Here is a 16820-nt window from a genome sequence, read left to right as displayed (position 1 = left end):
TATTTCAAGAGGTATGGGCAGTGACTGCTACATTTGACAAAGTTGCCGACATCATCGCTGAAACCAGCGAAATCGACCGTGACACGATCACCCCGGATAGCCACACGATCGACGACCTCGGCATCGACAGCCTGGACTTCCTGGATATCGTTTTCGCGATCGACAAGGAATTCGGCATCAAGATCCCGCTCGAGAAGTGGACGCAGGAAGTCAACGAAGGCAAGGTTTCGACCGAGGAATACTTCGTGCTGAAGAACCTCTGTGCGAAGATCGACGAATTGCGCGCCGCCAAGGGCTGAGCGACATCCTCGGATTTTTTTGACGCCCAGCCGCCTTTGAATATGGCGGCCGGGCGGTTTCATTCTTAAATAGCGTGTCCCGCCCGGCGCATCCTGCATTGCCGGGTTGGATCGGAGGCGTTGATGCTGCTGGAATATTTCCAGATGATCGACAGGATTGAATCCGTTGATCTGTCCAAGGGCCTGCTGAAGGCCCGTTCCATCGTTCCGGCGAAAAGCCCGGTCTTCGAAGGCCATTTCCCCGGCATGCCGCTGGTTCCCGGCGTTCTCCTTATCGAAACGATGGCGCAGGCCTCGGGTATGCTCCTGCTTGCGGCAACGAAATTCGCCTATATGCCGTTTCTGATGTCGGTCGACGGCGCCAAGATGCGGACCTTCGTCGAACCGGAAGCGGAACTCGATATCGAAGCCGAGCTGGAGCATGAAGGTTCGGGATACGCGGTCACGAAGGCGCGTATCACCATTGCCGGAAAGAAGGTCTGCGATGCGCAGTTGAAGCTGCGCACCATGCCGTTTAATGAGTTGCCGCTCGGCGATATCGTGCGCAAGCGGGCAGGCGAGGTCGGGCTTCTCGACGCCATCGCCGCCAACGGTTGACACGGCCGGCTTGTTCGGCGCCGCATTCGAAGAGGATTGATGAATGAGCAAGGCTCAGAATGATGTGGTGATCACGGGTATCGGCATCGTCACTTGCCAGGGTGTGGGCAAGGATGCGCATTTGGCCCTGCTGACTGCGGACAAAGCGCCGCCGACCATCGTCGAAACCGAAAAGTTCAAGCCCTACCCGGTGCATCCGCTGCCAGAGATCGACTGGTCGCAGCAGATCCCGAAGCGCGGCGACCAGCGCCAGATGGAAAACTGGCAGCGCATCGGCGTCTTCACCGCCGGTCTCGCGCTCGACGATGCTGGCTTCAAGGATGACCTGGAAGCCTGCGGTACCATGGACATGATCGTTGCAGCCGGCGGTGGCGAGCGTGACATCAATGTCGACACGCTGATCGTCAATGAAGGCCTGAAGCGCAACGATCGCGAGCTGCTGCTGAACGAGAAGCTGACGACCGAGTTGCGGCCGACCCTGTTCCTGGCGCAGCTTTCGAACCTGCTTGCCGGCAACATATCGATTGTTCACAAGGTTACGGGCTCCTCGCGCACGTTCATGGGCGAAGAGGCCTCCGGCATTTCCGCCGTTGAGACCGCGTTTCATCGCATCAAGTCGGGCGAATCGAGCCATGCACTTGTGGGCGGCGCGTTTTCCGCCGAGCGCCTCGACATGATCCTGCTGATCGAGTCCATCAATGCACATGCCATTGGCGACTGGCACCCCATCTGGTCGCGCAAGCCGGAAGACGGCGGCGGCATGATCATGGGATCGCTGAGCGCCTTCCTGGTACTTGAATCGCGCGCCCATGCGGAAGGCCGCGGCGCGCATATCTACGCTACGATCGATGCGGTCGAAGGCGATCGCGGTCGGCGTGACGAGGGCAAATTCGAGGCGCGGCTGGAGCGCATGCTTGCGCCTGCCAAGCAAGGGGCAGGCGAGACGACCATCGTCTTTTCCGGTACAACTGCGATCCCCGATCTGGCGCAACGCGAGAAAGCCGTGCTCGATGCACAGCTTCCGGGGGCGGCCATCCGTGCCTATTCGGGGGTTTCCGGCCATGGCCTCGAAAGCCAGTTTCCTCTCGGGATTGCTTTTGCAGCGTTGGCGGTTGCCAACCGGGCCAAGGTGCCGCCCTTCGATGCCGGTCATGAAAAGCCGATGGCGGCGGGCGCACGCAATGCTGTGGTAACAACTGTCGGCCATGCACGCGGCGAAGGCATCGCCGTATTGTCGGCAGAAGCGTGAGGAACAGGATATGACCGCTTACAAGGATCATCTCGGACGCCCGATCGTCGCCGTTACCGGCATGGGCATCATCACGTCGCTGGGGCAGGGCCTGGAGGACAACTGGAACGCATTGTCGTCCGGCACATCCGGCATTCACGGCATTACCCGCTTTCCGACCGACGGACTTTCGACGCGGATCGCCGGTACCGTGGATTTCATCGATATTCCCGTCCCGAACGCTGTCGAACGCTCGTATGCCTTTGCGCGCGAGACGACCATCGAAGCACTGGCACAAGCCGGTATTTCCGGCGATTTCGGCGCGCCGCTCTTCCTGGCAGCACCGCCGATCGAGCCGGAGTGGAGCGCACGCTTTGCGCTTGCCGATCGTTCTCCGCCGGCGGATCATCAGGGCGACGCCTATGAGCGCTTTCTCGCTGCCATGCGTCAGCGTCCCGATCCGGCTTTCCATGAAGCAGCCCTTTTCGGCGCGATTTCCGAGCGTCTTGCCGACAGTTTCGGCACGCGCGGCCTGCCGGTGACGCTGTCGACGGCCTGTGCCTCGGGCGTGACTGCGATCCAGCTCGGTATCGAGGCGATCCGCCAGGGCCGCACCACGCGCGCGCTGACCGTTGCGACCGACGGTTCGCTCAGCGCCGAAGCGCTGATCCGCTTCTCGCTCCTTTCGGCGCTGTCCACCCAGAACGATCCGCCGACCAAGGCTTCCAAGCCGTTCAGCAAGGACCGTGACGGCTTCGTCATCGCCGAAGGTGCTGCGACGCTGGTACTGGAATCGCTCGAGGCAGCGGTTGCGCGCGGCGCGAAGATCCTCGGCATCATGAAGGGCGCCGGTGACAAGGCCGATTCATTCCATCGCACGCGGTCTTCGCCTGATGGCGGTCCAGCGATTGCGACGATCCGTGCGGCTTTGGCCGATGCCGGCATGGCCGAAACCGATATTGGCTACATCAACGCCCATGGCACATCGACGCCTGAGAACGACAAGATGGAGTATGGCTCCATGTCCGCCGTCTTCGGCGAACGGTTGCCCGCCATCCCGGTTTCATCGAACAAGTCGATGATCGGCCATACGCTGACGGCGGCCGGTGCAGTCGAGGCGGTGTTCTCGCTGCAGACCATGCTGACCGGCACGCTGCCGCCGACCATCAACTACAACAATCCCGATCCGTCGATCGACCTCGACGTGGTGCCGAATAAGAAGCGTGAAAAGCAGGTGAATGCCGTCCTTTCGAACTCTTTCGGGTTCGGCGGGCAGAACGCCAGCCTTGTCATGGCCCTTGAACCGGCTTAATCGGACCTTTGAACAACAAATAATAACTGCGCCCGAGAGGCGAAGGACTTTGCCATGCGTGCTTTGCAACTGATCGACGACCGCAAACTTGAGATCACCGATCTGCCGGAGCCAGAGGCGCCGGGCGCTGGCGAGGTGACGCTGCGCGTCAAGGCCGTCGCCCTCAATCACATCGACGTCTGGGGCTGGCGCGGCATGGCGTTCGCCAAGCGCAAGATGCCGCTCGTCATCGGCGCGGAGGCTGCTGGCGTGGTCGAAGCAATCGGGCCAGGCGTTGCCAACGTCCTGCCGGGGCAGCTCGTGGCGATCTACGGTGCGCAGACCTGCGGCCTTTGCCGCCATTGCCGCGAGGGGCGCGACAATCTCTGCGAACATGTCAGCGGCGTCCACGGCTTCCATCTTGATGGCTTCGCGCAGGAAAAGGTCAATCTGCCGGCGCGGCTGCTCGTGCCGGCACCTCCCGGCGTCGATGCGATCGGCGCTGCCCTTGCGCCCGTCACTTTCGGCACCGTCGAGCACATGTTGTTCGACAATGCCAAGCTGGAACCGGGCGAGACGATCCTCGTTCATGCCGGCGGCTCGGGCATCGGCACGGCTGCCATTCAGCTTGCCAAAAAGATCGGCTGCACCGTCATCACCACGGTCGGCTCGGACGACAAGATCGAGAAGGCGAAGGCTCTCGGCGCCGACCATGTCATCAACTATCGCACCGACCGCTTCGAAGGCGTCGTGCGCAAGCTGACGAAGAAGAAGGGTGTCGACGTGGTCTTCGAGCATGTCGGTAAGGATACCTGGGCAGGCTCGATGCTCTGCATGAAGCGCGGCGGCCGCCTCGTCACCTGTGGCTCGACCTCGGGCGTTTCCACCGAAATGAACCTGATGATGCTGTTCCAGCAGCAGCTGAAGCTGTTCGGTTCCTTCGGCTGCCGCATGGAGAATATGGCCAATGCGATGCAGAAGATGGCGCGTGGCCTCGTTCATCCCGTGATCGATACCGAAGTCGGCTTCCACGACATCGACCGGGCGCTGGAGCGGATGGAATCGCGCCAGATCTTCGGCAAGATCATCCTGAAGATGGATTGAGCCGCGTGAAGCTCTTCATCACCCGGATCGTCCTTGCGCTCAGAAACTTCCGGCAGTGGCTGGTGGCGCAGGTTATTTTCGGCTTCCTCAATTTCCTGAAGCTGTTTCCGGCTGATGGCGGGATCAATTTTGCCGATTGGCTGACCCGCAAGATCGGCCCGCGCATGCGCCGGCACAAGCTGATGCTGACCAATCTGCGCAACGCTTTTCCCGAGAAGAGCGAGGCGGAGATCGAAGAGGTCGCGCGCGCAAGCTGGGGCAATATGGGGCGGCTGGCTGCGGAGTATGTCTTTCTCGACCGGCTTTTTGACTTCGATCCCCATAGCGACAAGCCCGGCCGCATCGAAGTTTCTGGCATTCCGATCTTCCTTGATCTCAGGGACAATCCGCGGCCGTTCATCGTCTTTACCGGGCATACGGGCAATTTCGAGCTGCTTCCCGTTGCTGGCGCTGCCTTCGGTCTGACGGTCACTGTCTTGTTCCGGCCGCCGAACAATCCGTATGTCGCCCAGAAGGTCTTCGATTTTCGCGCCAAGCGCATGGGCAATCTCGTGCCGTCGCATGCGGGTTCGTCCTTCAGCCTTGCGCGCGAGCTGGAAGCGGGGCGCGGCGTCGGCGTGCTTGTCGACCAGAAATTCCGCAAAGGTCTGAACACCCTATTCTTTGGCCGGGACGTGAAGACGAATCCGCTGTTGCCGAAGCTCGTGCGCCAGTTCAATTGCGAGGTCTATCCCGCCCGCTGCATCCGTTTGCCTAACAATCGTTATAGGCTCGAGATCGAACCGAAGCTGGAGATGCCGCGCAACGAGGCCGGCGGTCTCGATCTGACGGCGACGGCCCAGATGCTGAACGACAAGGTCGAAAGCTGGGTGCGGGAGAATCCCGAGCAGTGGCTGTGGTATCACGATCGCTGGAATATCAAGAAAAGCGTTTTCTAGCACCCCGCTTTGACGGGTTGCCCGTCGATCACTATGCATACTTGCATCCGGTCTTCATGCAGTCATTGTGGCCGGTAAGCCTTGCATTTCAGAAAGTTCTCCTTTGCCGAGAACTTCCGCTCATCCGGATTGAAAGTAGGGGTAAGTCATGTTAATTCACATTATAGAAAGTTTGGTGAGAATGCGGACACCAAGCTGAATATCCTTGGGCATGGCAACGCCGGGAAACGAGGCCCCTGCGTCCTGTTATGTTCAGGGACAGGAGGGCAATTTTGCTGGCACTCTTTCATGCCTTCTCCATGAAATGCAATCAGATTCAGCGTGCGATAAAACTTGGCGATGACGAGCTGGTGGCATCACTCGATCGCGAATTGGAGCCACTTATCGCGGCTATTCTGGCCTACAAGGCCACGAGTCTGCTTGAAATTTACATGCAGCTCCAGTTCATGAACAATCTTATCAGGGAAGAATCGGATGACCGCTCGCGAGTGATGCGTAATTCTGCATCGCTTTCGGTGCTGATCGATCGCTATTTCGGCGGCGCGAACGAAGCGGCTGGCGAGGTTTTGCGGGCGTTTTCCAGCGAGAAGATCGAGCGGGACGACGTGTTCGGCTTCGAGGATGGCAGCGTCCTGAACGATGTCATTCTGGATAGTCTTCCCGATCGTGTTGCCGTCGTCACGCGGGATTATCGCTATCTCTATAGCAATGCTGCCAATTCCGAGTTCATGAAGTCGAAGTCGATGGAGCTTGTCGGGCGCCATATATCCGAGTTCATCGGGTCCGAAGATTTCGAAGGTAGCGTAAAGGCGAAGCTGGATGCCTGCTTTGCCGGCGAGAAGGTGGAGTGTCTTTACCCCTCCTATCGTCAGATCGAGCCGGGCAAGGTATTCCACTGCACGATGACGCCACTGCGGGCGAAGTCTGTGATCATCGGCGCATTGCTCGTCATGCACGAGATTATCGCCGTTCCCGCCGGTATGCTGGTGGCCTGAACCGCGGTTCAGGCCCCGAATAGCAGTTTTCCGATTGAATCCTGCAGCAGGCGAGGATCTTCCTCGCCTGGTTTCTTGTTGTCCTGATCGGGCTCGGCCGCGGTGGATCGCAATTTGTCGTCCGTCCGCGCGTCACCGCCACTGCATTCGAAGCAGTAGCAGCGGAATCTGATGACTTTCGGCTTCTTCATGCTGCCGGCCCGTTCCAGCTGGCAAACGGATCGGGCAGATTTCGCCAGCGCTCCGGCGTGAAGTGGTCCGCCTCGATCAGGCAGGCATCCAAGTCTGCCGTGATTTGCTGTTCGCTCATTGGGTCTGCGCCGATGAACACCAGCTCCTGGCGGCGATCTCCCCAGACCGGATCGAGGTAAGGCGCCAGCGCGCGCTTGAAGCCCGGATCTCGCGGCCATTGATCCTGCGGCACGGCAGCCCACCAGAGGCCCATCTTGCTGGTGCGGATGAGGGCGCCAGCCTGGCTCATCTCTCCGACATAATAGGGTCTGGTCGCGAGCCAGAAGAAGCCTTTGGCGCGAACGACGCCGGGCCAGGACCGATTAAGGAAGTCCTGAAATTTAAGGGGATCGAACGGTTTCTTCGCGCGATAGACGAAGGAGCGGATGCCATACTCTTCCGTTTCGGGAATGTGGTCCTTGAAGCCGTGCAGCTCCTTATACCAGAGCGGATGGGTTTCGGCGCGATCGATGTCGAAGCGGCCCGTACCGAGCACCTCGGCCGGTTCTACTGCACCGAAATCGGCTTCGATCAGACGCGCGTCGGGATTGAGCCCGACGATGATCTTGCGGGCGGCATCGCGCTGTTCGGCTGTTGCCGAACCGACCTTGTTCAGAATGACGACATCGGCGAACTCGATCTGCTCGACCAGAAGATCGACGATCGTCCGGTTGTCGCCATCGCCGGCGGTTTCGCCGCGATCGGCGAGGAAGTCCGTCGAGCCATAATCGGCGAGAAGATTGGCCGCATCGACGACGGTGACCATCGTATCGAGCCGGGACACATCGGAAAGGCTGCTGCCATCCTCATCGCGAAACTCGAAAGTGGTGGCGACGGGCAGGGGTTCGGCGATGCCAGTCGATTCGATCAAAAGATAGTCGAAGCGATCCTGTTCGGCGAGCTGGCGGACCTCCTTCAGCAGGTCGTCGCGCAGCGTGCAACAGATGCAGCCGTTCGTCATCTCGACGAGCTGTTCTTCCGTGCGGGAGAGATTGGCGCCGCCGTCGCGCACCAGTGCTGCATCGATATTCACTTCGCTCATGTCGTTGACGATGACGGCAACGCGCAGGCCCTCACGATTGTTGAGGATATGGTTGAGCAGCGTCGTCTTGCCGGCGCCGAGGAAACCGGAGAGGACGGTGACCGGGAGCTTCTTGTTCATGGCAACCTCTTTGTAATGTAATATCATTACATTCGTTGTGATGAAAAAAGCGAGCAACAGGCTCGCTTCCTTCGGCGATATCAAGCCTTGCTCAGGAGAGGCAGGCTTTCAGGGAACTTGCGATGCCGCGCATCAGGTCGAAATAGAGATCCGGTCCTTGCGGCAGCGTTGCGGCTTCCGGATCGAGTACGCCCGATTTCGCGGATGTGCCTTCCAGCACCACATTGACCAGATTCGGCTCGAATTGCGGTTCGGCGAAGACGCAGGTGGCGCCGAGATCGGCGACCTTGCTGTGGATTTCCGCGACGCGCTGTGCGCCGGGAATGGTTTCCGGGCTGACGGTGATGGAGCCGGAGACGCGTACTCCATAGCGGCGCTCGAAATATTGATAGGCATCGTGGAAGACGATAAAGGGCTTGTCCTTCACGGGAGCGATCGTCGAGGCGATTTCGCTGTCCAGGGCGTCGAGTTTGTCGTTCAGCGCTTTCTGGTTGGCTTCATAGGTCAGCGCATTGGCAGGATCGGCAGCGACCAGCGACGTCGTGATTTCGGCGACCATCGCCTTGGCATTGTGCGGATCGAGCCAAAGATGGGTATCGAACTCGCCATGATCATGGTCGTGGCCATCAGCGTGATCGTCGCCGGCTTCATGTTCGTCGCCATCATCATGCGGCTCGAATGCGCCGCCTTCGCGGAATTTCAGCTTGGTGATTCCGGGCGCATCGTCGAGCTCGACGACGGTCGCATTGCCACCAAGCGCTGTCAGCGGTTTCTGCAGAAAGGCTTCCATGCCCGGGCCGACCCAGAAGACCAGCTGAGCTTGCTGGAGGCTACGTGCATTCGACGGCTTGAACGCATAGGTATGCGGGGAAGCGGCTCCATCGACGATTAGATCGGGCGTCCCGACGCCTTGCATGATCGCGGCGACCAGCGAGTGGATAGGCTTGATCGAGACGACGACTTTCGGCGCATCGGCTGCGGCTGTGCCGACAAACAGCCCGGAAAGCAAGAGGGAGGCGGCGAGGGGGAGGAAGGCTTTTGCTGCGTTCATGCGATAAATGCCCTTGAATGGGTCTGTTATGTTATTACATCAATTGCGTTATGCTATAACGTGTGCGATAGCATGGCGCAATAGTGCAATTGGAAATTTCATGCTTTCTCCCATCGACAGCAAGAGCCGGCCGCTGGTGTCGCTCCATGATGTCGGCGTCCGCCGCAGTGGCCGCTGGCTGGTGCGCGGCGTCGATTTTTCCGTGAGCCGAGGCGAGATCGTCACCCTCATCGGCCCGAACGGTTCGGGTAAGTCGACCAGCGCGAAGACGGCGATCGGCGTCATGAAGCCGGATGAGGGGCGCGTCGAGCGCCTAGCCAATCTGAAGGTTGGCTATGTCCCGCAGAAGCTTGCCATCGATTGGACCTTGCCTCTCAGCGTGCAGCGGTTGATGACGCTGACCGGGCCTCTGCCGGAGCGCGAGCTGATCGCGGCACTGGAGGCTGTTGGCATTGCCCATCTCGCCGGGGCCGAGGTGCAGCATCTGTCCGGCGGAGAGTTCCAGCGGGCGTTGCTTGCGCGCGCCATAGCCCGCAAGCCCGATCTGCTTGTGCTTGACGAACCGGTTCAGGGGGTCGATTTCAATGGCGAGATTGCACTTTATGATCTCATCAAATCGATCCGCAATTCGCAGGGCTGCGGTATCCTGTTGATTTCACACGATCTGCATGTCGTCATGGCAGCGACGGATACGGTCGTTTGCCTGAACGGCCATGTCTGCTGCCGCGGCACGCCGCAGGCAGTCAGCCAGAGCCCGGAATACGTAAAGCTTTTTGGGACGCGGGCGGCGCAATCCCTGGCGATCTACAGCCATCATCACGACCATACGCATCTTCCTGACGGTCGCGTCCAGCACGCGGATGGCTCGATCACGGACCATTGCCATGCCGATGACGGTCATCACCATCATGAGCATGACGATCATCGGCACGATCACGACGATCATCATCACCACGCAGAGGGAGGGCGCCATGTTTGACGATTTCTTCCTGCGTGCAGTTGTTGCCGGCGTTGGCTTGGCGCTGACGACAGGGCCGCTTGGCTGCTTCATCATCTGGCGGCGCATGGCCTATTTCGGCGATACGATTTCGCATTCGGCGCTACTCGGCGTAGCGCTGTCGCTGCTTTTCCAGCTGAACCTCACGCTTTCCGTGTTTGCTGTTGCGGCGCTTGTGTCGATCCTGCTACTTTTCCTGCAGCGGCGTCAGGCGCTGTCGGCGGATGCGCTGCTCGGCATTCTCTCGCATGCGACGCTGGCGATCGGTCTTGTTATCGTCGCCTTCATGAGCTGGGTCAGGATCGATCTCATCGCCTTCCTCTTCGGCGACATTCTCGCTGTCAGCAAATCTGACATCGCGGTGATCTGGGGCGGCGGAATCTTCGTCCTGGCGGCGATCGCCTGGCTTTGGCGGCCGCTTTTGGCCTCGACTGTCAATCCCGAGCTTGCCGAGGCCGAGGGATTGCGGCCGGAGCGCGCAAGGCTGCTCTTCATGTTGCTGATGGCCGTGGTGATCGCGATCGCCATGAAGATCGTCGGCATACTTCTTATCACCGCGCTGCTGATCATTCCCGCCGCCACGGCACGCCGCTTTGCCGCGACGCCGGAGACGATGGCGATCTTCGCCTCGCTGCTCGGTGCTGTCGCCGTCGTCGGCGGATTGTTCGGCTCGCTGCGCTACGACACGCCGTCCGGCCCTTCCATCGTCGTCGCCGCGCTTATTCTATTTATCGTCAGTCTGCTGCCCCTCGTTCGCAGGGCCGGCACGCCAGCGGCGCAACAGAGAGGACAGTCGTTATGACCACTCCGGTGCTTACCAAGAACCAGGCCCTCGTTTTTGATACGCTGACGAAGGCGGAAGCGCCGCTCAGCGCCTATACCATTCTCGACAAGCTGCGCGACCAGGGGTTTCGGGCGCCGCTGCAGGTTTATCGCGCGCTCGACAAGCTGCTGGAATATGGCGTGGTGCATCGGCTCGAGAGCATCAATTCCTTCGTTGCCTGCGCCCATCCGCACGAGAATTGCCACAGCCACGGTCTCGTCGCCTTCGCCATTTGCGAAAGCTGCGGCCAGGTGATCGAGTTTCACGACCATGAGGTCGACCACCGACTGATGGACTGGCTGAAATCGCAGAAGTTCAAGGCGGAAAAGTCGACCATCGAAATCCGCGGCCATTGCGCCAATTGCGCGGCCTAGCCTCCTGCTGGAGGCTTACTGCATAGTCCGTCAGTTATTTATGAGTATTTTCTAATCTAATCTCTTAAGATCGCGAGCGAAACGTTGCCAGTTGGCGACGTAGTGTTGAGCGGAGCGGCGCAGGCCTTCGATCGCCGTCTCGTCGAGCGTCCGGATCGCTTTTGCCGGTGCGCCGACGATCAGCGAGCCGTCCGGAAACTCCTTACCTTCGGTGACAAGGGCATTGGCGCCGACGAGGCAATTATTGCCTATCTTCGCACCGTTCAGAATGGTCGCGCCCATGCCGATCAGCGAGTTGTTGCCGATGGTGCAGCCATGGATGATGGCGTGATGGCCGATGGTGCAGCCTTCGCCGATCGAGACCGGGAAGGCGGGATCGGTGTGGATCATCGTGCCTTCCTGAATGTTCGTGGCCTTGCCTATGGCGATCAGTTCATTGTCGCCGCGCAGAACCGAGCCGAACCAGATGCCGACATCCTCGCCAATCTCGACCTTGCCGATGACGCTTGCGTCCGGCGCGATCCAGTAGCGGCTTGGACCGGGCGTTTTCGGCGTCAGACCGGCAAGGGCGTAGAGCGGCATGGTCGATCCTCCTCGATCAGACGACGTTCAGGACGAGATTGGCAACGCCATCGACGGCACAGCTGATCCGGTCGCCGCGCGCAACGGGGCCAACGCCGGCGGGCGTGCCGGTCATGATGATATCGCCGGGCGCGAGCGTGAAGAGCTTGGAGAGTTCGGCGATGATTTCCGGCACCTTCCAGATCATCTGCGAGAGGTCGCCTCTCTGAGCAGCTTCGCCGTTGCGCATCAGCCAGATGCCGCCCTTGTCGGGGTGGCCGACGCGAGTTGCCGGCACGAGGGCGGAAACGGGCGCCGAATGATCGAAGGCTTTTCCGATTTCCCACGGGCGGCCCAGTTTCTTGGCTTCGCCCTGCAGGTCGCGGCGGGTGAAATCGATGCCGACGCCATAGCCATAGACGCAGTCCAACGCCTGTTCGACCGGGATATTCGTGCCGCCGCCGCGCAGTGCCACGACAAGCTCCACCTCGTGATGCACATCCGATGACAGCGAGGGATAGGGGAAGTCGCCGGAGACGAGCAGGTTGTCCGGGTTCTTCTGGAAGAAGAAAGGCGGTTCGCGACTTGGGTCATGCCCCATTTCGATCGCGTGGTCGGCATAGTTGCGGCCGACGCAATAGACGCGGCGCACGGGGAAGAGTTCTGTCTCGCCTTCGATCGGCAGGAGGACGGGAGCGGGTAGCGGAATGACTGTCGTCAATGGGGCGTTCATAGGGGCTTTCGAAACTTTCATCTCTCTCGGGAGGGCCTGCTGCCTCCCGACTCCGTTCGGCAAACTAGCATTATTGTTACTGCCGCGAAAACTGGCGTTTTTGAGGGATTTGGTGTAGAGCGCGCATCAGAAAGGTTTCCCATGTATAGCGACGCGCTGAAAACTGGCCGCAAAATCTTTGCGGTTGCCCCGATGATCGACTGGACTGATCGCCATTGCAGATACCTGCATCGGCAGATCAGCCGGCATGCGCTTCTCTATACCGAGATGGTGGTGGCCGATGCGATCATTCACGGCCCACGCGACCGGCTGCTCGGGCATGATGCGGCTGAGCATCCCGTCGCGCTGCAGCTCGGCGGCTCCGATCCGGCCAAGCTTTCCGAGGCGGTGCGGATTGCGCAAGCCTATGATTATGACGAGATCAACCTCAATGTCGGCTGTCCCTCTGATCGGGTGCAATCAGGCACTTTCGGCGCCTGCCTGATGCTGACGCCCGAGACGGTCGCATCCTGCGTTGCCGCGATGAAAGCGATATCGAAAGCGCCCGTCACGGTAAAATGCCGCATCGGCGTCGACGAGCAGGAGCCGGAGGAGGCACTGCCCGAGCTGATGACGCGGGTGCTCGATGCTGGCGCGGATGCGATCTGGATACATGCGCGCAAGGCCTGGCTGAAGGGCCTGTCGCCGAAGGAAAACCGCGAGATCCCGCCGCTGGACTATGACATCGTCTACCGCATGAAGCAGCGCTGGCCTGATATCTTTATCGGCATCAACGGCGGCATCCAGACACTGGACCAGGCTGCGGCGCATCTTGCCCATGTCGATGGCGTCATGCTTGGCCGCGCCGCCTATCAGAACGCCGCGATCCTGGCCGATGTCGACCATCGCTTCTATGGCGAGCCGGCGGTCGAGGCCGATTGGGACGGGTTGCGCGACCGGATGATTGACTATGTCGAGTGGCATATTGCCAATGGCGGCCGGCTGCAGCATGTCGCACGCCATATGGTCGGCCTGTTCACCGGCCTGCCGGGCTCGCGCCGCTACCGACAGATCCTGTCGACCAATGCCAACAAGCCGGGCGCAGGGCCAGAGGTGATTGCGGCGGCTTTCGCGGCGGTCGATTTTGCCGGTGAGCGCGAAAAAGCGAGTGCTTGAGGGTGATCGCAGCAGCCCGCCCTCGTGGTTCGAGGCTTCAGCCTTCCAGGCCTCCGCGCCTCTTCATGAGGGCTGATCAATTGCGGGAGCGTCCAGTCGAAAGTTGGCGGCTCCAAGAAGAGCCGCGAGATTAACTCCACCCTCGTCCTGAGTGCGGAAGCCGAAGGCTGTAGCCTCGAAGGGGGAGGGTGGCCCCGGGCCCCGGCCGTAGGCGCAAGCATCTCGCAAACGAAAAACGGCGCGGTTTTCGCCGCGCCGTTCGAAACCTTGATCAGGCAGTCACCAGAGGCTTAGTTAGCCTGGATGTTGACGGCCTTCGGGCCCTTGCCCATGCGATCCGGCTCGGTGTCGAAGGTAACCTGCTGGCCTTCGCGCAGCGACTGGATGCCGGAAGCCTGAAGAGCGGAGATGTGGACGAATACGTCCTTCGCGCCGCCGTCAGGAGTGATGAAACCAAAACCCTTGTCCTGGTTGAAGAATTTTACGGTGCCCTTGGTGGCCATGGGGGATAGTCCTTTACCCATCAGTCTTAATTAAATCCGGGGAAACCCGGACGGCTTTGCCTTCGCGCCATGCGAAAGCCAGTCGAGAAGTCACGTACGGGGAAAGAACGTCTGCGCGGGGTCTCTGAAACCCAACCACTGCCTGCCGTCAGCGGATCATCAAATCAGTCCAGTCACCGGCATGCAAATGCCCGAGCATGTGTATGGGTGACAGGGTTTGTGGAAAAAGGCAAGGGGCAATATTAGGGTAGGGTGGGAAACGGGTGGGATAGGGTGGGAAATTCAAGGGGTTGACGCCGGTCGCCTCGATTAGGCGATGAATCTATTATTTTCAGATCTCATAATGAGGGTGCTTTCTATCGGCCGGAAGCCGAGCGAATGGCCCGGGTGTAAAAGGCTATTGTTGCCACTGTTGCCAAAGTCGGTATGTTGCGGCGATACAACTCCTGATAATCAAGGACGCAGGGCTGTATGGTACAAGAGAATGACGACCAGATGATGGGACTTGCCTTAGCGGAGGCGAAAGCTGCTCTGGACCGAGGCATATTTCCCGTGGGTGCGGTGCTTGCGGCGGGAGGCCGAATTCTAGGGCGATCCCACAAAACCATGGCTTCGAATCATTTGAACCATGCGGAGATGAACCTGTTTCATCAGGTGTTCATGGGCGATTACAGATTCTCGCGTGACGATGATCTGACGCTCTATACGACGCTGGAGCCCTGCATCATGTGCTTTGGCACGATGTTGCACTTGCCGATAACTCGACTTGTGTTTGCCATGCCTGACGCATACGGCGGATGCGGGCATGTCAGGCTCGAAAATTCTCCGCCTCGCCACGCCGCGAGAGCGGTGGAAGTCGTTGGCGGCGTTCGCCGTGCCGATGCCTGCAAGCTTTTCGCCAAGTTTCTTGCAACCACGACAGAGGCATTTTGGCTGACAGGCGGCGCGTCGCATTTTCAGGCTGCCGTCAAGGCGGGGCTTGAACCGAATGCGGCTCAGATCTGACGATTTCAGCGTTCGGGCAGCGTAAACACTTGGCAGGGCAAGGCAATCCCGCGCAACTCATAGTCTCCCAAAGACAGTAGCGGCATGGTCGCTTCCGCCGCGACCGATCCGGAAATCAGGATGTTGCGGCCGAGCGGCTTGCAGAGGCCTTCGAGGCGGCTGACGAGGTTGACGGCGGGGCCGATGGCGGTGAAATCGAGACGGTCGGCGGCGCCGATATTGCCCCAGAGCATGTCGCCGAAATGCAAGGCGGCGCCGAAGGGGAGCGGCGGCAGGCCCTGATTTACCCGCGTCGCGTCGAGATGCGCCATGCCGGCGCGGATGGCGGCGACGGCCTGCAAGGCCGCTTCGCAAGCTTCCTTCGGCGAGCCGCTTACGGGGAAGATAGCCAGCACGCCATCGCCCATGAATTTCAGCACCTCGCCACCAAAGGCGTGCACAGCGCCGGCAACGCGGTCGAACCAGGCGTCGAGCGCCGCTATCATGACGGTCGGTTCCGTCGCCTCGGAAAGCGCTGTGAAATCCCTGAGATCGGCGCAGAGCAGCGCGGCGCGGATGGTTTCGCCGCTGTTGCGGCTGAGTGCGCCCGCCTGCACGCGCGCTGCGCTTCTGCGGCCGAGATAGGCTTCGAGCATGGTCGACAGGGTGGTGCGGGCGGCTAATCCCGCCAAGGGGGCTGCGGCGAAACGGGCGATCTCGCGCAGGCTTTCCGTTTCGGAGGCGGTAAAGGGCCGGGTGCCCGCCCAGGCCAGGACGGAATTGCCGGGCGCAATCCCGATTGTCGCCTCGCATGTCGGGCCGAGACCGCCAAGCCAATCGCGGCCGGCCTGTCCGAGCGTCGTGCCGGCGAAGCCGAGAGCTTCGGTCACCGCGCCGGTCTTGACGCGCCAGAGCCAGCTATGCTGCGTGATGATGGGATGCGGCGCGGCGAGCGTCAGGGCGCTGCCGGCAAGCGGCAGACCCGTGGCCAACAGGTGGTCGCTCAGATCGGCCAGGAAACGTTCGGGGCTGGGCGACGTGCCGGCGTCGTCAACCAGCCAGGCAAGGGGGGCGGGCAAATCCATGCCGCGATCATGCCATGACCGCCGCAGGCTGTCATCCGCGCCGATGCGACCTCTCCGGCGGTACATGAATCGTCACACTGCACACAGGTCGTTGTCGCCGGCCGGTGACGGCTGCGGTCTCTGGGTCCGGTTGCGCCGCTATCAGGTGTCGTCAGCTTCTGCCGTCATGGCCGCGCATGGGGTCTGGCCCGGGATCGCGTCCCGCGGCGACAGTGGCCATGCGGTCGAAATAATGGGCCCAACCCTTTGCGTGCGCTTCGCATTGTTCGGCAGTTGGCAGGCCGGTATGGGTTAGACGCACCAGCGTCCCATCCGGTTGCTCTATCAGGTCGATTTCCACCAGGCTCGATCCGGGAGGCACTTCTTCGCTGCCTTCCCAGCCGAAGCTGTAGGCCAGACGGTGAACGGGCACGACTTCACGGAAGGAGCCCCGTGCGGCGCGGGCGCCGGTGACGTTGACGAGGTAGATGCCGCCGGGCTGCAGTTCCGTCCGTGCTTCCGTGCCCATCCAGCGCAGGATCTTTTCCGGATCGGTGAGCAGCGCGAATACGGCGGCGGGCGGTGCGGAGACATGAGTCTCGCGACGGACGACTAAAGGCTCTGACATCGGTCTCTCTCCCAAGGTTGCTGTCGCTTCCAGCCGGTTCGAGGGCGCTTCGAGCGGCTTAGCTCTTCATAGAATTTCTGAACCGCTCTATCTCTTTATTAT

At 60.6% G+C, this 16820-nt stretch carries 19 protein-coding genes; 12 read left to right on the top strand and 7 right to left on the bottom strand.

The genetic code is table 11. The features are described from left to right. The first annotated feature begins 20 nt into the window (after nucleotides 1-20). The 7 genes from BJ928_RS25285 (at nucleotide 21) to BJ928_RS25255 (ending at nucleotide 6452) form a co-directional block, all read left to right on the top strand. Nucleotides 21-299 (top strand): acyl carrier protein, encoded by a 279-nt coding sequence (locus tag BJ928_RS25285; protein ID WP_041677496.1) that lies wholly within the window; start codon nucleotides 21-23, stop codon nucleotides 297-299. 123 nt (nucleotides 300-422) lie between these two features. Further along, complete coding sequence (locus BJ928_RS25280) at nucleotides 423-896, top strand: 3-hydroxyacyl-ACP dehydratase FabZ family protein (protein ID WP_047632916.1); 474 nt, start codon at nucleotides 423-425, stop codon at nucleotides 894-896. A 43-nt stretch (nucleotides 897-939) separates the two neighbouring features. Further along, entirely contained in the window at nucleotides 940-2145 is a 1206-nt protein-coding gene (locus BJ928_RS25275) for a beta-ketoacyl-ACP synthase (protein WP_047632917.1), read from the top strand. A gap of 10 nt (nucleotides 2146-2155) precedes the next feature. Continuing rightward, nucleotides 2156-3436, top strand: a complete 1281-nt coding sequence (locus BJ928_RS25270) for a beta-ketoacyl-ACP synthase (protein ID WP_047632918.1) — start codon at nucleotides 2156-2158, stop codon at nucleotides 3434-3436. A gap of 54 nt (nucleotides 3437-3490) precedes the next feature. Then, complete coding sequence (locus BJ928_RS25265) at nucleotides 3491-4519, top strand: zinc-binding dehydrogenase (RefSeq protein ID WP_047632920.1); 1029 nt, start codon at nucleotides 3491-3493, stop codon at nucleotides 4517-4519. A gap of 5 nt (nucleotides 4520-4524) precedes the next feature. Further along, nucleotides 4525-5457: a lipid A biosynthesis lauroyl acyltransferase gene (locus BJ928_RS25260; RefSeq protein ID WP_047633219.1), complete on the top strand. Its 933-nt coding sequence runs from the start codon at nucleotides 4525-4527 to the stop codon at nucleotides 5455-5457. 272 nt (nucleotides 5458-5729) lie between these two features. After that, nucleotides 5730-6452, top strand: a complete 723-nt coding sequence (locus tag BJ928_RS25255) for a PAS domain-containing protein (RefSeq protein ID WP_047632921.1) — start codon at nucleotides 5730-5732, stop codon at nucleotides 6450-6452. Between the two features lie 187 nt (nucleotides 6453-6639). Here the strand turns inward: BJ928_RS25255 and BJ928_RS25245 are convergent, their stop codons facing one another. Next, on the bottom strand, nucleotides 6640-7845 hold the full coding sequence (locus tag BJ928_RS25245) for a GTP-binding protein (RefSeq protein ID WP_047633221.1): 1206 nt from the start codon (nucleotides 7843-7845) through the stop codon (nucleotides 6640-6642). A 91-nt stretch (nucleotides 7846-7936) separates the two neighbouring features. Continuing rightward, nucleotides 7937-8896 (bottom strand): zinc ABC transporter substrate-binding protein ZnuA, encoded by a 960-nt coding sequence (gene znuA / locus BJ928_RS25240; RefSeq protein ID WP_047632925.1) that lies wholly within the window; start codon nucleotides 8894-8896, stop codon nucleotides 7937-7939. Between the two features lie 100 nt (nucleotides 8897-8996). On the opposite strand from znuA, the gene BJ928_RS25235 reads away from it, so the two are divergent. Genes BJ928_RS25235 through BJ928_RS25225 form a run of 3 tightly spaced genes read left to right on the top strand, consistent with a single transcriptional unit; the run spans nucleotide 8997 to nucleotide 11090 of the window. After that, entirely contained in the window at nucleotides 8997-9875 is an 879-nt protein-coding gene (locus BJ928_RS25235; protein ID WP_047632926.1) for a metal ABC transporter ATP-binding protein, read from the top strand. Continuing rightward, nucleotides 9868-10695 carry a zinc ABC transporter permease subunit ZnuB gene (gene znuB, locus BJ928_RS25230; protein WP_047633223.1) on the top strand — a complete coding sequence of 276 codons (828 nt, stop codon included), beginning with the start codon at nucleotides 9868-9870 and terminating at the stop codon, nucleotides 10693-10695. The genes BJ928_RS25235 and znuB overlap by 8 nt, the downstream gene beginning before the upstream one ends. After that, nucleotides 10692-11090, top strand: coding sequence for a Fur family transcriptional regulator (locus BJ928_RS25225; protein WP_047632928.1), 399 nt, complete (start codon nucleotides 10692-10694; stop codon nucleotides 11088-11090). Before znuB ends, BJ928_RS25225 begins: the two co-directional genes overlap by 4 nt. Nucleotides 11091-11141: 51 nt before the next feature. Here BJ928_RS25225 and BJ928_RS25220 read toward each other — a convergent pair whose 3' ends face one another. Together BJ928_RS25220 and BJ928_RS25215 are read right to left on the bottom strand one after the other, a co-directional pair. Then, nucleotides 11142-11672, bottom strand: a complete 531-nt coding sequence (locus BJ928_RS25220; RefSeq protein ID WP_047632930.1) for a gamma carbonic anhydrase family protein — start codon at nucleotides 11670-11672, stop codon at nucleotides 11142-11144. A gap of 16 nt (nucleotides 11673-11688) precedes the next feature. Beyond that, complete coding sequence (locus BJ928_RS25215) at nucleotides 11689-12384, bottom strand: fumarylacetoacetate hydrolase family protein (protein ID WP_047632931.1); 696 nt, start codon at nucleotides 12382-12384, stop codon at nucleotides 11689-11691. Nucleotides 12385-12525: 141 nt separating this feature from the next. On the opposite strand from BJ928_RS25215, the gene dusA reads away from it, so the two are divergent. After that, nucleotides 12526-13539 carry a tRNA dihydrouridine(20/20a) synthase DusA gene (gene dusA, locus BJ928_RS25210; protein WP_047632932.1) on the top strand — a complete coding sequence of 338 codons (1014 nt, stop codon included), beginning with the start codon at nucleotides 12526-12528 and terminating at the stop codon, nucleotides 13537-13539. 290 nt (nucleotides 13540-13829) lie between these two features. Here the strand turns inward: dusA and BJ928_RS25205 are convergent, their stop codons facing one another. Continuing rightward, the gene (locus BJ928_RS25205; protein ID WP_004109325.1) at nucleotides 13830-14042 is read right to left on the bottom strand and encodes a cold-shock protein; all 213 of its coding nucleotides are present in this window, start codon (nucleotides 14040-14042) and stop codon (nucleotides 13830-13832) included. A 471-nt stretch (nucleotides 14043-14513) separates the two neighbouring features. Between BJ928_RS25205 and BJ928_RS25200 the strand changes: the two genes are divergently transcribed. Beyond that, entirely contained in the window at nucleotides 14514-15047 is a 534-nt protein-coding gene (locus BJ928_RS25200; RefSeq protein WP_047632934.1) for a deaminase, read from the top strand. Nucleotides 15048-15052: 5 nt separating this feature from the next. Here the strand turns inward: BJ928_RS25200 and BJ928_RS25195 are convergent, their stop codons facing one another. Continuing rightward, nucleotides 15053-16111: an adenylate/guanylate cyclase domain-containing protein gene (locus BJ928_RS25195; protein WP_047633224.1), complete on the bottom strand. Its 1059-nt coding sequence runs from the start codon at nucleotides 16109-16111 to the stop codon at nucleotides 15053-15055. 151 nt (nucleotides 16112-16262) lie between these two features. After that, nucleotides 16263-16718 (bottom strand): SRPBCC family protein, encoded by a 456-nt coding sequence (locus BJ928_RS25190; protein WP_047632936.1) that lies wholly within the window; start codon nucleotides 16716-16718, stop codon nucleotides 16263-16265. Between the last annotated feature and the right edge of the window lie 102 nt (nucleotides 16719-16820).

Source organism: Rhizobium sp. WW_1, from assembly GCF_003610155.1.
Classification (GTDB): Bacteria; Pseudomonadota; Alphaproteobacteria; order Rhizobiales; family Rhizobiaceae; genus Rhizobium; species Rhizobium tropici_A.
The sequence above is the reverse complement of the archived record's forward strand: the minus strand, read 5'-3'. Positions and strand labels throughout refer to the sequence as shown.

What these genes read in the sequence shown, in the direction of transcription:
- BJ928_RS25280 (WP_047632916.1), top strand. Translation starts at nt 423, where the DNA reads ATGCTGCTGGAATATTTCCAGATGATCGACAGGATTGAATCCGTTGAT.
- BJ928_RS25275 (WP_047632917.1), top strand. Translation starts at nt 940, where the DNA reads ATGAGCAAGGCTCAGAATGATGTGGTGATCACGGGTATCGGCATCGTC.
- BJ928_RS25270 (WP_047632918.1), top strand. Translation starts at nt 2,156, where the DNA reads ATGACCGCTTACAAGGATCATCTCGGACGCCCGATCGTCGCCGTTACC.
- BJ928_RS25265 (WP_047632920.1), top strand. Translation starts at nt 3,491, where the DNA reads ATGCGTGCTTTGCAACTGATCGACGACCGCAAACTTGAGATCACCGAT.
- BJ928_RS25245 (WP_047633221.1), bottom strand. Translation starts at nt 7,845, where the DNA reads ATGAACAAGAAGCTCCCGGTCACCGTCCTCTCCGGTTTCCTCGGCGCC.
- znuA (WP_047632925.1), bottom strand. Translation starts at nt 8,896, where the DNA reads ATGAACGCAGCAAAAGCCTTCCTCCCCCTCGCCGCCTCCCTCTTGCTT.
- BJ928_RS25235 (WP_047632926.1), top strand. Translation starts at nt 8,997, where the DNA reads ATGCTTTCTCCCATCGACAGCAAGAGCCGGCCGCTGGTGTCGCTCCAT.
- znuB (WP_047633223.1), top strand. Translation starts at nt 9,868, where the DNA reads ATGTTTGACGATTTCTTCCTGCGTGCAGTTGTTGCCGGCGTTGGCTTG.
- BJ928_RS25225 (WP_047632928.1), top strand. Translation starts at nt 10,692, where the DNA reads ATGACCACTCCGGTGCTTACCAAGAACCAGGCCCTCGTTTTTGATACG.
- BJ928_RS25220 (WP_047632930.1), bottom strand. Translation starts at nt 11,672, where the DNA reads ATGCCGCTCTACGCCCTTGCCGGTCTGACGCCGAAAACGCCCGGTCCA.
- BJ928_RS25215 (WP_047632931.1), bottom strand. Translation starts at nt 12,384, where the DNA reads ATGAACGCCCCATTGACGACAGTCATTCCGCTACCCGCTCCCGTCCTC.
- dusA (WP_047632932.1), top strand. Translation starts at nt 12,526, where the DNA reads ATGTATAGCGACGCGCTGAAAACTGGCCGCAAAATCTTTGCGGTTGCC.
- BJ928_RS25205 (WP_004109325.1), bottom strand. Translation starts at nt 14,042, where the DNA reads ATGGCCACCAAGGGCACCGTAAAATTCTTCAACCAGGACAAGGGTTTT.
- BJ928_RS25200 (WP_047632934.1), top strand. Translation starts at nt 14,514, where the DNA reads ATGGTACAAGAGAATGACGACCAGATGATGGGACTTGCCTTAGCGGAG.
- BJ928_RS25195 (WP_047633224.1), bottom strand. Translation starts at nt 16,111, where the DNA reads ATGGATTTGCCCGCCCCCCTTGCCTGGCTGGTTGACGACGCCGGCACG.
- BJ928_RS25190 (WP_047632936.1), bottom strand. Translation starts at nt 16,718, where the DNA reads ATGTCAGAGCCTTTAGTCGTCCGTCGCGAGACTCATGTCTCCGCACCG.